The sequence below is a fragment of the Pseudomonas sp. TE3910 genome (assembly GCF_056279025.1).
This window is the reverse complement of record NZ_JBWBQN010000001.1, coordinates 1,030,352-1,045,073: the sequence shown is the minus strand read 5'-3', so window position 1 is coordinate 1,045,073 and position 14,722 is coordinate 1,030,352. Positions and strand designations below refer to the sequence as shown.

The 14,722-nt window shown below is 64.3% G+C and carries 4 protein-coding genes; all 4 read left to right on the top strand.

Translation table 11 applies throughout. The annotated features are described in order from the left end of the window. The first annotated feature begins 1 nt into the window (after window position 1). The gene (locus ACZ9H3_RS04590) at window positions 2–718 is read left to right on the top strand and encodes a thioesterase II family protein (protein WP_476219862.1); all 717 of its coding nucleotides are present in this window, start codon (window positions 2–4) and stop codon (window positions 716–718) included. Window positions 719–771: 53 nt separating this feature from the next. Next, window positions 772–1,749: a TauD/TfdA family dioxygenase gene (locus ACZ9H3_RS04585; protein WP_476222698.1), complete on the top strand. Its 978-nt coding sequence runs from the start codon at window positions 772–774 to the stop codon at window positions 1,747–1,749. Window positions 1,750–1,836: 87 nt separating this feature from the next. Next, window positions 1,837–14,154 (top strand): non-ribosomal peptide synthase/polyketide synthase, encoded by a 12,318-nt coding sequence (locus tag ACZ9H3_RS04580; RefSeq protein WP_476219860.1) that lies wholly within the window; start codon window positions 1,837–1,839, stop codon window positions 14,152–14,154. After that, window positions 14,120–14,722: a phosphopantetheine-binding protein gene (locus tag ACZ9H3_RS04575; RefSeq protein WP_476222696.1), complete on the top strand. Its 603-nt coding sequence runs from the start codon at window positions 14,120–14,122 to the stop codon at window positions 14,720–14,722. The genes ACZ9H3_RS04580 and ACZ9H3_RS04575 overlap by 35 nt, the downstream gene beginning before the upstream one ends.

The window sequence follows — 14,722 nt, the reverse complement described above, 5'->3', positions numbered from 1 at the left end:
CGTGGTAAAAATCTTCTGTTTCCCCTACGCCGGGGCCAGCGCTCAGTGCTATGCGCGCTGGCGCCGCGGCTTGCCGGCCTGGCTCGATGTTCGACCGGTCGAGCTGCCGGGCCGTGGTGCTCGCTTCGGCGAGCCGTTGCACGAGCAACTGGCGCCTTTGGTCGCGCAACTGGTCACCGAGTTGCGTGCCGATCTTCATGCGCCCTACGCCTTTTTCGGTCACAGCCTGGGCGCATTGATTGCCTTCGAGGTGGCGCATGCCTTGCGCCACGGCGGGTTGCCGCAACCTGAGCAACTGTTCCTCTCTGGTGCCAGCGCGCCCGGTCATCGGGACGATGAGCGTTACACGCGGCTGGATGCCGACGCTGACCTGATCGACGAGTTGCAGCGGCTTGGCGGCACGGCTGCAGCGGTCATTCACAGCCCTGATCTGATGGCGATGGTGTTGCCGGTGCTGCGCGCCGATTTTCGCCTGTGTGCCAACTATGCCCCGGTACCCAGGCCACCCCTGACGTGTGCCGTGCACGTACTGGGCGGTGATGGCGACGCGATAGGCGCGGCCGCCCTGCAAGCCTGGCGCGGAGAAACCCTCGGCACCTTCAGTTGCACCTCATTCGTCGGTGATCACTTCTTTTTGCACGCGCGCGAAGCCCAGGTGCTCGACCACCTGCGCGCACACCTTGCGCGATTGCGCCGCAGCGAACGGGTGTGCGGATGAATCAGCAGGCCGCCGAAGCGGCGTTCAGGAGGATTACACAGATGCACGAACGCATGAGTTGCACCGATTGGGGCGTCGACGTCCAGGCATTGATTCCCGGCCAGAGCCTGCCGCTATTGATTACCCCACAGCAGGAGCGGGCGCCCCTGATGGCCAACTTCGCCGCCCTCAGCGACCTGGCCGGTGCGCGCCTGGAGCAGGCCGGGGGGCTACTGTTCCGCGGTTTCGACGTCAACGGCATCGATGAATTCCAGGGCTTCGCGGCGGCGTTCGGCCATCCGCTGCTCAGCTACGAATTCGGCTCGACACCCCGCAGCAAGGTGTCGAGCGGCGTCTACACCTCGACCGAATACCCCAAGCACCAGCACATTCCTTTGCACAACGAGCAGGCCTACACCCGCGAATGGCCGATGCGCATCTGGTTCTACTGTGCCCAGGCCGCAACGGTTGGCGGCGCCACGCCGATTGCCGACAGCCGCGAAGTGTACCGGCGTATCGATGCGCGCCTGCGCGAACACCTTGTCCGCCGTGGCCTGCGCTATGTGCGCAACTTTGGCAACGGCCTGGATGTGGCCTGGGAAGATGTCTTCGGCAGTACCGACAAGGCCTATGTCGAAGCCTATTGCCGCAACCACGGCGTGACCTGTGAGTGGAAGGAGGACGGTGAGCTGCGTACCAGCCAGGTATGCCAGGTAACGGCGGTGCACCCACGCACCGGCGACAACGTCTGGTTCAACCAGGCGCACCTGTTCCACGTCTCCAACTTGCCGGCTGAGGTGCGTGCGTCGCTGCTGGAAGTGGTCGAACCGCACGACCTGCCACGCAACGTGTACTACGCCGACGGCTCGCCGATCGAGGACAGCCTGCTCGATGAAGTGCGCGGCGTACTCGCCGAACAGGAGATCAGCTTCCCCTGGCAAAACGGCGACATCCTCATGCTCGACAACATGCTCACCGCCCACGCCCGTCACCCGTTCGAAGGGCCGCGCAAGGTGGTGGTAGCAATGGCTCAAGGCCACCGCGCTGATTGAAACGGGTCGATGGCCTCTTGATGACTTCGCATTGTGCAGCCGCCCAGCCGGGCGCTGCTTTTCTACTCTTTCTTAGCGAGTGATGTAATGAGCGTGCAAATTCCCGCGGACAGCACTTTCGTCGAACGCCTGCAATACCTCGCCGCGCGGCAACCTACCCGTACCGCGCTGCGCTGGCTGGTCGATGGCGACGAAACCAGCCAGACCTGCAGTTTCGCCCAGCTGGATGTACGCGCCCGTACCGTCGGCGCAGCCCTGCAGGGCAGTGCAGGGGCCGGTGAGCGGGCGGTCTTGCTGTTCCCCAGCGGCCTCGACTATGTCGGGGCGTTCTTTGGCTGCCTGTACGCCGGTTGTGTCGCTGTGCCGGCTTACCCACCCGAATCGCTCAAGCCACAGCACCTTGAGCGCTTGCTGGCGATCATCGGCGACGCCGAGCCACGCTTCATCCTCACCGACAGTGCCTTGCTGCCGGGCCTGCAAGCGTTGCAGCGCGATCTGCGGGCACTGGCCGGCATTGAACTGATGGCGGTCGATGTACTCGACCCGGCCCTGGCTTCGCTTTGGCAGCAGCCGTGCATTGATCCTGACGGCCTGGCCTTTTTGCAGTACACCTCCGGCTCTACCTCGACGCCCAAAGGCGTGATGGTCGGTCACGACAACCTGATTGCCAACGCGCGGGCGATTCGCAGCGGTTTCGGCATTCATGACCGCGATGTGATCGTCAGTTGGTTGCCGCTGTATCACGACATGGGCCTGATCGGCAGCCTGCTGCAAGGAATCTACAGCGGCATCGAAGTGGTGTTGATGTCGCCCCGGCACTTCCTTGAGCGCCCGTTGCGCTGGCTGCAAGCGGTGTCGCGCTTTGGCGGCAGCGTCAGCGGCGGGCCGGATTTCGCCTTTCGCCTGTGCGTCGAGCGGGTGCGCGACAGTGCCCTGGCCGGCCTTGACCTCAGCGGCTGGCGCCTGGCGTTCTCGGGCTCCGAGCCCGTGCGTCATGACACCCTGCAAGCGTTCTGCGAGAAATTCGAACCCTATGGGTTCGACCCACAAGCGCTGTTCCCGTGTTACGGTCTGGCCGAAGCGACGCTGTTCGTCAGTGCCGGTCAGCGAGGCCAGGGCTTGCGCGCCGAGCACTTCGTGCGCGATCAACTGGCGCAGGGGCAGGCCGTTGCCGCAGAGCAGGGCGATTGCCTGGTGGGGTGTGGCGGGCCGGTGGCCGAGCACGAGGTGCGCATCGCCGCGCCGGGCTCACTGCTCGCGCTGGCCGACGGGCAGGTTGGCGAAGTCTGCTTTGCCGGGCCGAGTGTTACCCACGGCTACTGGCGCAATCCCGAGGCCACGTCAGCAGCCTTCGTGAGCGACGGCCAGCAGACATTCCTGCGCACCGGCGACCTGGGCTTTGTGCACGATGGCACGCTGTTTATCAGCGGTCGAAGCAAAGACCTGATCATCATTCGCGGGCATAACCTGTACCCACAGGACATCGAAAAAAACCTCGAGGATCAAATCGACCTGCTGCGCAAAGGCCGTGTTGCGGCATTTGCGGTGCAGGTCGATGGCCGCGAGGGTATCGGCATTGCCGTGGAAGTCAGCCGTGCGGTTCAGAAGCAGGTCACGCCGTCCGCCTTGTTCAGCGCGATTCGCGAGTGCGTGGCGCTGGCCCATCAAGAACCGGCCAGTGTGATTCTGTTGTTGCAGCCGGGGACATTGCCGAAGACCACCAGTGGCAAAGTGCAGCGCTCGACCTGCCGCCACTTGTGGTTGGCCGGCAGCGATGACGTCTATGCGTCTTACCCGACCGATCAGGTGCGCGAGCCGGGCAACGCGCCAGCCGCCGCCTTGAGCCCACGGGAAGCGCATGTCGCCGCGCTGTGGCAGGACGTGCTGAAGGTCGAGCAGGTGTTACCCGAAGACAGCTTCTTTGCCCTGGGCGGCACCTCCATTCTTGCCATGCAGGGCCTGGCCCGCCTGCAGGATGAACTCGGCATCCAGTTGGCGCCGCGCCTGCTGTTTGAAGCGCCCACCCTGCGTGCGTTCGCTGCGGTGCTGGACACCATGCTGGCCAGCGGTCGACCGGCCTTGGAGGTGATCAGCCGGTTGCCGCGCAGCGGCGCGCTGCCGTTGTCCCTCGGTCAACGCCGATTGTGGTTCCTTGCTCAGCTGGAACCGCACAGTAGCGCGTATCACATCGCCGCGACCTTGCACCTGCGTGGCGTATTGAACCGCCTCGCGCTACAGCAGGCCTTTGGCCAATTGTTCGCCCGTCATGAAAGCCTGCGCAGTGAGTTCCCGCAGCGCGATGGCCAACCCTGGTTGCGCCTGCTGCCTGTCGATGCCTTGCAGGTGACCTTCAACCATTGGCCTGCCGACAGCCTGGAGCAACTGCGCACACGTGCCGATCAGGCAATGCGTGAGCCGTTCGATCTGCAGTGCGGGCCATTGATCCGTGTGCAGGTGCTTCAGCGCGCCGACGATGAGGCGTTGCTGCTGGTCAACCTGCACCACATCATCGCTGACGGTAGCTCGATGCACGTGCTGATCGACGAGTTCGCCCGGCTCTACACGCATTTTTGCGAGCAGCCCTGCGACCGCACGGCGTTGACCTTGCCAGCGCTGCCGGTGGGCTACGTCGACTTTGCCGATTGGCAGCGCTTGCGCCTTGAGCGTGACGACGAACAGCAGCGGCAATTGAACTACTGGACGTCGCGCCTGGGCGGCGAACAGCCGGTCCTGGAATTACCTGTCGATAGCGTTACCGGCGAGCAATCATCCCAGTTGGCATCCCGTTACAGCGTGGTCGTGCCGGCCACGCGGGTTGCACTGTTAAGGCGCCTGGCGCTGGGCGAAGGCAGCACCCTGTTCATGCTACTGCTGGCCGCGTTCCAGGCCTTGCTGCAACGCTTGAGTGGGCAGCGTGACATTCGTCTCGGCGTGCCAGTGGCCAATCGTCCGCGTCGGGAGCTGCAAGGCGTGGTCGGCTTCTTCGTCAACACACTGGTACTGCGTGCCGATGTCGATCCACAGCAAAGCTTTGTTGCGCTGTTGCGCCAGTCGCGCAGCGAGGTGCTGGATGCCCAGGCCCATCAGGATCTGCCGTTCGAGCAACTGGTGGACGCCTTGGCGCCTGAGCGCAGCCTGGGCCACAACCCGTTGTTCCAGGTGGCATTCAACCACCAGCAACAGGATCACAGTGCCTTGCACGCCTTGCCGGGCCTGCAATTGCTGGGCCTGCAACGGTTGCTCGGGGATGCCCCGTTTGACCTCAGCCTGGACAGTGAAGAACAGGCCGACGGCAGCCTTGTGTTGACCTTCAGCTACGCGCACAAGCGCTTCGATGAGCGCAGCGTTGTGCGTATCGCCGAGCGATTGCTGGCCCTGCTGGCGCAGTTGCCTGAGCGGGCGTCTCGACCGCTGGCCGAGCTGGCCCTGTTGAATGCCGACGAGCATCGCCAACTGCACACCTGGAGCCAGCCAGCGGGCGTTACGCCACACCTGCCGCTGGTGCATGAAGCCATCAGCCAGCAAGCCGCCTTGCGTCCCGACGCCGTGGCGCTGGTGTGTGGCGAGCGCTCGCTGACCTTCGCTGAGCTGGAGCAGCGTGCCAACCAGCTGGCCCATCGTTTGATCGCCCTGGGCGTGGGCCGGGAAACCCTGGTTGGCGTCGCGCTGGACCGCTCGCTGGAACTGATTCTCGCCCCGTTGGCGATCCTCAAGGCCGGGGGTGCCTACGTGCCGCTGGACCCAGAGTACCCGGCCGAGCGCCTGGCCTACATGGCCAAGGACGCGGGCCTGAAGTGGGTGCTGAGCGATGCCGCGCTGGCACTGGCGTGGCCGGAAGGCGTCGAAGTCGTGGCCCTGGACCAGTTGGACCTGAGCTGCGCGCCAACACAGGCGCCCGTGTTGACGGTCGCCCCGCAGCAACTCGCCTACATGATCTACACCTCTGGCTCTACCGGCCAACCCAAGGGCGTGACCGTCGAGCACGGTGCCCTGAGCATGCACTGTCGTGCTGCTGGGGAACTGTACGGCATGAGCACTGACGACATTGCCCTGCATTTCGCCTCGATCAGTTTCGATGGCGCTGTGGAGCAGTGGCTGTCGCCGATGATGTTCGGTGCCCGGCTGGTGCTGCGTGGCCCGGGGCTGATCTCGGCAGAGCAGAGCTACCAGACGCTGGTGGACCAAGACGTTACCGTGGCCTATTTCCCCACCAGCTATGCCCATCAACTGGCCGAGTGGGCTTTGGCGCATCCGCAGCCTTTAACGTTGCGCTCATGCACCATTGGCGGCGAAGCGGTGTCGCGGGAGACCTTCGAGCTGCTGCGCCGTGGCCTGAAAGCGCCGCGCATCATCAACGGTTACGGGCCGACGGAAACCATCGTCACCCCGACCCTGTGGCGGGCAGACGGCGATGTACCGTGCGAAACACCGTACGCCCCCATCGGCCGTGCGGTCGGCAACCGCACCCTGTATGTGCTTGATGCCGACCTTAACCTGTTGCCGCCGGGTGTGGCGGGCGAGCTGTACATTGGCGGCGAAGGGCTGGCCCGTGGTTATCACCAGCGCCCAGACCTGACCGCCGAGCGCTTTGTACCGGACCCGTTTTCCGCCACCGGTGGCCGGCTGTACCGCTCTGGCGACCGCGTACGCTGGCTGGCCGACGGGAATCTGGAATACCTGGGGCGTATCGACCAACAGGTCAAGCTGCGCGGCTACCGCATCGAATTGGGCGAGATCGAAACGCGGCTGCAGGCCCATGCCGACGTCGGTGAGGCGGTGGTGCTGCTGCGTGACAAGCGCCTGGTGGGTTACGTGGTGTCGAACCGCGATGATGGCTTGGGCGATGAACTTAAAGTACAGCTCAAGGATGCGTTGCCGGACTACATGGTGCCGAGCAAAATCCTGGTGCTGCAACGCTTCCCGCTGACCCCCAATGGCAAGGTGGACCGCAAGGCCCTGCCGGAGCCAGTGTGGGAAAGCCAGGTTTATCAGGCGCCAAGCACGCCGGAAGAACTTGCACTGGCCGTGATCTGGCAACAGGTGCTGGGGCTGGAACAGGTCGGGCTGCACGACAACTTCTTTGAGTTGGGTGGCGACTCCATCGTCTCGATCCAGGTGGTTAGTCGTGCGCGGCAGGCCGGTTTGGCGCTGACCCCCAAAGACCTGTTCCAACACCAGACCCTGCAAGCCCTGGCGCGTGCGGCCAAACCGCTGGAAGGTGCGCTGGCCATTGATCAGGGCCCGGTCAGTGGCGCAGTGCCGCTGACGCCGATTCAGGCCTGGTTCTTTGAACAGCCGATTCCGCAGCGGCACCACTGGAACCAGTCAGTGCTGCTCAAGGCTGCGCAACCGCTGGACAGCCAGGCGCTGAGCCGTGCCTTGCAGGCCTTGGTGGCGCACCATGACGCCTTGCGCCTGAACTGGCAGCAGCAGGGGAACCGCTGGGTTCAACACCATCGAGCTCCGAACGAACAGGGCGTGTTGTGGGAGCGCCAAGCGTCTTCTGCCGCAGAAATCACCGCCCATTGCGACGAAGCACAAGCCAGCCTCAGCCTGCAAGACGGCCCACTGCTGCGCGCCGTGCATATTCGGCTGGCCGATGGTACGGCCCGCTTGCTGCTGGTGGTGCATCACCTGGTGGTTGATGGGGTGTCGTGGCGCATCCTGCTGGAGGATCTGCAGCAGGCCTACGCCGGGCAGCCATTGCCGGCCAAGACCAGCGCCTACAAGCACTGGGCCGAACACATGGAAGCCTTTGCCCACGACGAGGTGCTGCAAACGGAAGTGGCCTACTGGCAACAGCAGTTGGCCGGCCCCGTGGATCAGTTCCCCGAAGATGGTACCCCCGGCGGCGGTATCGAAAGCCTGACCCTGACCCTGGACAAGGCCCGCACCGCCCAGTTGCTGAAAACCGCGAACACGGCGTACCGCACGCGCATTGATGAACTGCTGCTGACGGCCCTGGCCCGTACCTTGTGCGCCTGGAGCGGGCAGCCTAGCGTGCTGATCGATCTGGAAGGCCATGGCCGCGAGGCGTTGTTCGCAGACCTCGACCTGACCCGCACCGTTGGCTGGTTCACCAGCCTGTACCCACAACGCCTGATGCGCTTCGAAGGCATCGGCGAGAACCTGAAGGCAATCAAGGAAGCCTTGCGTCAGGTGCCCAGCAAAGGCGTCGGTTACGGCGCCCTGCGTTATCTGGCGGGGGCGTCCCAACTGGCTGAGTTGCCTGCTGCGCAGGTGACCTTCAACTACCTCGGCCAACTGGACGCCAGCTTCGCGGCGCAGGGGCTGTTCGTCTTGGCAGCGGAGTCGTGTGGGCAAGTCCAGAGCGCGCAAGCCCCCTCACTCAAGCGCCTGGAAATCAATGCCCAGGTGCATGGCGCCGAGCTGAGCCTGAACTGGCGCTTTGACACGACGCAGCACAGTGTTGCCAGTGTGCAGGCCTTGCTGGACGGCTACGCCGAGGCGTTGCACGCAGTCCTCGAACATTGCCTGAGCGCCGAAGCGGGCGGTGTGACGCCAAGCGATTTCCCGCTGACCCGCCTGAGTCAGGAGCAACTGGACAGCTTGCCGTTGGCGCCCCGCGAAATCGAAGACGTCTATCCGTTATCGCCGCTGCAACAGGGCATGCTGTTCCACGCTCTGCAAGACGGCGTCGAGGATGCCTACTTCTACCAGCGTGGCTTCCTCATCGAAGGCCTGCTGGACCAGGAGGCATTGATTGCGGCCTGGACCCGGGTTGCCGAGCGCTATCCGGTATTGCGTACCGCCTATTACTGGGAAGAAGTCGGCATGCCGTTGCAGGTGGTGCAGCGCCATGCCCGGGTCACTCTGCAGGCCCATGACTGGCGCGGCCTGAGCCTGAGCGAACAGCGCCAACGCCGTCAGGACCTGCTGGACGGGGAGCGCCGTGCCGGTTTCGACTTCCGCCGTGCCGGTGAAATACGCCTGGGCCTGTTACGTGTTGCTGAAGAGCAATGGTGGATGATCTGGAGCAACCACCATATCGCCCTTGATGGCTGGAGCATGGGCCTGATCCTGCGCGATGTGCTGGGCCATTATCATGGCCATGCAGCCGGGGCGGGCGCGATCGGTTCACGGCCGTACGCCGACTATATCGGTTGGCTGCAACGGCAATCCGTAGCGGCTCGCCAGGACTTCTGGCACGGGCAATTGGCCGACTGGACGGCGCCAACGCCGCTGCCGGGTCGTCTTTCAACAGCATCCGGGCAACAGGGGTATGCCGAACTCGGCAGCACCTTTGCAAACAGTGAAACCGCGCATCTGCGTGCTGCGGCGCAGCGCCTGGGGGTTACCATCAACACCCTGTTGCAGGGCGCCTGGGCCGTGTTGCTGGGGCACTATGCCAACAGCAGCGATGTGCTGTTCGGCATCACGGTTTCTGGTCGCGGCTTGCCGCTGGCCGGTGTCGAGGAAATGGTCGGGCTGTTCATCAACACCTTGCCGCTGCGGGTCCAACTGCCGACGGAGCAATCGGTGGCGACCTGGTTGCAAGCCTTGCAGCGCACCAACCTGGACTTGCGTGCGCTGGAGCACAGCCCACTGGCCGACGTGCAGCGCGTGGCCCGTCCCGGCGACGGCGTGCAGAGCGGCGCACTGTTCGAGAGCATTCTGGTGTTCGAGAACTACCCGCTGGACGAGGTGCTGCGCCAGCAACCGGCGGGCCTGAAGCTGAGCCTGCTCGACGATCAGGCGGCCGAGGCAGCGGCACGTGGGCGTAACAACTACCCGTTGAGCCTGATCGCCAGCCTCGACGAGCAACTGCACCTGACGTTCTCGTTCCAACGCGCTGCGTTCACCGCCCAGCAGATCGAACGTTTGCTGCAGCAAGTGCGGCAGGTGCTGATGGCCATGGCCAACCAACCTGAACAGCGTGTGCAGCAACTGCCGGTGGCGCTGCCAGGCGATGCAGCGCACGCGCTGAGTGAACTGCGCGGCGATACTCGTGAGTTCCCGTGGGTGACGGTGCTCGATGGCTGGGCCGAACAGTTGGCCTTGAACCCCGATGCCCCTGCGCTACAGGACGAACAGCAGCGGCTGAGTCGGGCCGAGGTCGAGGTGGCCGCCAACCGCCTGGCCCATGCGCTGATCCAGCGCGGTGTATGCCCGGAAACGCCGGTTGGCCTGTGTGTCGAGCCATCGGTTGACCTGGTCATCGGTTTGCTCGGCATCCTCAAGGCCGGTGCGGTGTACCTGCCGCTGGACTGTCGCCAGCCCGCTGAACGCCTTGGCAGGCTGCTTGACGGTAGCGGTGCGGCGTTGCTGCTGTGCCATGCTGCCACCCAAACGTTGGCCGAGGCCTGCGCGCATCCGCTGTTGGCGCTGGACAGCGCTGAGCTGAGTGGCCAGAGCGCCGAAGCCCCGGCACTGAGCGTGTCCGCCGAGCAGGGCGCCTACCTGATCTACACCTCGGGCTCTACCGGGCAGCCTAAAGGCGTTCTGGTCGAACATGGCGCATTGGCCAACTATGTACAGGCCATTCTCGAACGCCTGCAATTGCCCTCCGGGGCAAGCATGGCGCTGGTGTCGACCAGTGCTGCGGACCTGGGCCATACCCAGCTGTTCGGCGCTTTGTGTAATGGCGGCCTGCTGCATCTGCCCGGGCAGGAGCGGCGCTTTGACCCCGACCGCTTCGCCGAGTACATGACGCGCCATCAGGTTGAGGTATTGAAAATCGTGCCAAGCCACTTGCGTGGCCTGTTGTACGCCGAGCGCGCAGCCGATGTGCTGCCCGGCCATACCCTGATCGTAGGGGGCGAAGCCTGCGACAGGGCGCTGTTGGAACGCATTCGCGCATTGCGTCCGGATTGCCGGATCATCAACCACTATGGCCCGAGTGAAACCACGGTGGGCGTGCTGACCTGGGCACTGGGCGCCGATCACTCGACACCCGATTGCCTGCCGTTGGGTCGGCCGCTGGCCAACGTGGTTGCGCGGGTGCTGGATGCCGAGCAACGGTTGTTGCCCGCCGGGCAGCCGGGAGAGCTGTACCTCAGCGGTCGCTGCCTGGCGCGAGGGTACCTGGGGCAAGCCGGGCAGACCGCTGAGCGCTTTGTCTTCGCGCCTGCATTCCCGGGCGAGCGGCTGTACCGCACGGGGGATCGTGTGTGCCTGCGTGAGGGGCAACTGGAGTTTCTCGGCCGCACTGACGATCAGGTGAAGATTCGCGGTAACCGCGTCGAACTGGGTGAGATCACCGCCTGCTTGAGTGCATTGCCGGGTGTCGCGGCCGCTGCGGTGCGACTGGCCAGCCTGAACGCCGATGAACATCCGCAATTACTGGGCTATCTGGTGGCAGAAACAGGCACACACCTGCACCTGGACAACCTGCGCGAGCACCTTGCACAGCACCTGCCGGACTATCTGGTGCCGGCCCGACTGATCCTGCTCGAGCGTTTGCCGTTGAATGCCAATGGCAAGCTCGATCGAAACGCCTTGCCCTTGCCGACCGCACCGGCCGAGGCCAGCTCCACGCAGCACTTCGCGGCCCCGCAAGGCGAGCACGAAACCCTCCTGGCCGAGATTTGGCAGGCGGTGCTCAAGTGCGACAAGGTCGGTCGTGACGACAATTTCTTTGAACTGGGCGGCGACTCGATCCTGAGCCTGCAGATTATTGCCCGTGCCAGAAAACGTGGCTTGAAGCTGACACCGAAACAGTTGTTCGCCATGCCGACCATTGCTGCCCTGGCGGCATTGCAACCGGCGCCGGCGGCCTTGGCCGCACCCGAGGCGCCGGCTATTCCCCGGCTGCCACGCACGGGCGTCTTGCCGCTGTCTGCGGCGCAACAACGGCTGTGGTTCCTGGCGCAACTGGACCCACAAAGCAGTGCCTACACCATTGCCGGTGCCTTGCAACTGAGCGGCGAACTGCAGCATGACGCCTTGCGCCAGGCCTTTGCCCAATTGGCGGAACGCCATGAAATGCTGCGCGCCGCGTTTTTCGATGACGCCGGGCAACCGCGACTCAGGATCGTCGCTGGGCGCAGACCGCAGTGGCGCGATGTCGACGTGAACCATGTAGCGCCGGGGCAACGCCTTGCTGCAGTGCATCAGATAGCCGCCGACGAGATCGCCCGTCCATTCGATCTGGAGCATGCGTCGTTGCTGCGGGTCACGCTGATGCAGCTTGAACAGGACCGGCACGTCGTGCTGGTGTGCCTGCATCACCTGATCGCCGATGGCTGGTCGATGGCATTGTTGATGGACGAACTGGGTGAGTGCTACGCCGCCGCCAAGGCTGGGCGGACTGCGCAGTTGCCTGTGTTGGCGTGGGACTACGTCGATTACGTCGCCTGGCAGCGTGAGCGTCTGGATGGCGCCGAGATGCAACGCCAACTGGGTTACTGGACCGCGCAACTGGAGGACGCGGGCGAACCGCTGGCCCTGCCGTATGACCGTGCCCGCCCGGAACTGTCGCAGGGGCGTGGCGCCTGCCATGGCTTTACGCTGGACGGGGCATTGCTCGCGGATCTGCGCCACACCGCGCAAACCAATGGCTGTACCTTGTTCCATGTGCTGCTGGCCGGTTTCGGTCTGCTGCTGCAACGCTACAGCGGGCAACACGATGTGCGCATCGGCTTGCCGGTCAGTGGCCGCGAGCAGGGCGAAAGCCAGGGGCTGGTGGGTTGTTTGATCAACACGCTGGTACTGCGCCTGCAATTGGCTGCTGTGCAGACGGTTGGCGAACTGCTGGGCCAGGCCCGGGATGTCACCCTCAACGCCCAGGCCCACGCCGACGTGCCGTTCGAGCAGTTGGTGGAGACGCTGGTCAGCCAGCGCACACCCGGGACGCACCCGCTGTTTCAGGTGTTGTTCAACCACCAGCGCCGCGATATCGCCGGCCTGGCACAACGCAGCGGGCTCGGCTTTGAACGCCTGGAACTGACTGAGCGCAGTGCTCAATTTGACCTGGTGCTGGACACCGAAGAAAACACTGACGGCGTGGTTCACGTACGCCTGTTGTATGCCGCCGAACGCTTCGAACACTCGACCATTGAGCGGTTGGGCGCACATTGGCTGCAGGTGCTCAAACACCTGGTGGCTGGCAGTGACACAGCGCTGGGTGGGGTGCAGCTCAACAGCGCTACCGAGCGGCAGCAGTTGGCGCAGTGGAGTGCAGTTCAGCAACACTTCCCGGCGTTCGTGCCGGTATCGTCCCGTATTGCTGCGCAGGCGGCGTTGCGCCCTGACGCCGTGGCGATCCGTCATCAGGGCGTCAGTGTCTGCTATGCCGAACTGGAGCAACGTGCCAATCAACTGGCCCATCGCTTGGTGAGCCTCGGTGTGGGCAGCGATGTGCTGGTCGGCGTGGCCTTGCCTCGTTCAGCGGAACTGATCGTCGCCCTGTTGGCCGTGTTCAAGGCCGGCGGTGCCTACGTGCCGCTGGATCCTGACTACCCGGCGGAGCGGCTGGCCTACATGGTCGAGGACTCCGGCCTGCAACAGGTGATCAGCCTGTCCAGCCTGGACCTGCAGTTGCCGGTACAGGTGTTGGCACTCGATACCCTGGACCTTTCTGCAGAATCGTCGAGCGCACCACAGGTCACCATCGACCCTGAGCAACTGGCCTATGTGATCTACACCTCTGGCTCGACCGGCAAGCCGAAAGGCGCGCAGTTGACCCAGCGCAACGTCGAACGCTTGCTCCAGGCCACCCAGGGCGATTTCGGTTTCAACCACGACGACGTCTGGACACTGTTCCATTCCTATGCCTTCGACTTCTCGGTGTGGGAAATCTTTGGCGCACTGGTGTACGGCGGCAGTTTGGTGATCGTGCCGTATTTCACCAGCCGTTCACCGGAAGAGTTCCTGGCGTTGCTGGTCGACGAGGGCGTGACGGTGCTGAACCAGACGCCATCGGCGTTCCGTCAGTTGATCCCTCTGGCGCAGAAAAGCACTGCGCCGCTGAGCCTGCGTTACGTGATTTTTGGCGGCGAAGCCCTGGAACTGGAAAGCCTGCGGCCGTGGTTCGAACGCTACGGCGATCGCCAGCCGCGCTTGATCAATATGTACGGCATCACCGAGACCACGGTGCATGTGACCTACCGGGAAATCACCAAGCGAGACCTTGCTCATAAAGGCCCGAGCCCGATTGGCCGACCGTTGGCCGACCTCAGCCTGCACGTGCTGGACGCGGACCTCAACCCGCAACCGGTCGGCATTGCCGGTGAGCTGTACGTCGGTGGTGCCGGCTTGGCCCGTGGCTACCTGAACCGCCCGGAACTGACCAGCGAACGCTTCATTGCTAGCCCGTTCGATGCCAGCCAACGCCTGTACCGCAGCGGCGACCTGGCCCGGCGCGCGGGTCGACGGCAGCCTGGAATACCTGGGGCGTATCGACCAGCAGGTGAAGATTCGCGGCTTCCGCATCGAACTAGGTGAAATCGAAGCGCAGTTGCAGAGCCACCCGCAGGTCAACGAAGCGGCGGTGCTGGTCAAGGAGGGCGCCGGTGGCCCCCGGCTGGTGGGCTATGTCGCCAGCCCGGACCCAGCGATTCAGGACGAGCTCAAGGCCTATCTGCACGAACGGCTGCCGGAGTACATGGTCCCGGCACAGATCGTGGTGTTGCCGACGTTGCCACTGACCGCCAACGGCAAGCTCGACCGTCGCGCGCTACCCGAGCCGGACGCTGCAGCAGGCCGCGAGTACCGGGCGCCGCAGACCGATACCGAGCGGGCTGTAGCCGGCCTGTGGGCCGAGCTGTTAGGCGTTGAGCGGGTCGGCCTGGACGATGACTTCTTTGAACTGGGCGGCCACTCGCTGCTGGCAACCCAGGTGATTTCCCGTGTGCAACAGCAGTTGGGTACTCAGGTTGCACTGCGCGAGCTTTTTGAAGCCACCACCCTGACGCGTTTCTGCGCTCAGGTCGATGCCTGCCACAGCCAGGCGTTGAACGCCGACACCGCACGCCGGATGGCAGCACTTCTCACCGATTTGGAGATTGACTGA

What these genes read in the sequence shown, in the direction of transcription:
- ACZ9H3_RS04585 (WP_476222698.1), top strand. Translation starts at nt 772, where the DNA reads ATGAGTTGCACCGATTGGGGCGTCGACGTCCAGGCATTGATTCCCGGC.
- ACZ9H3_RS04580 (WP_476219860.1), top strand. Translation starts at nt 1,837, where the DNA reads ATGAGCGTGCAAATTCCCGCGGACAGCACTTTCGTCGAACGCCTGCAA.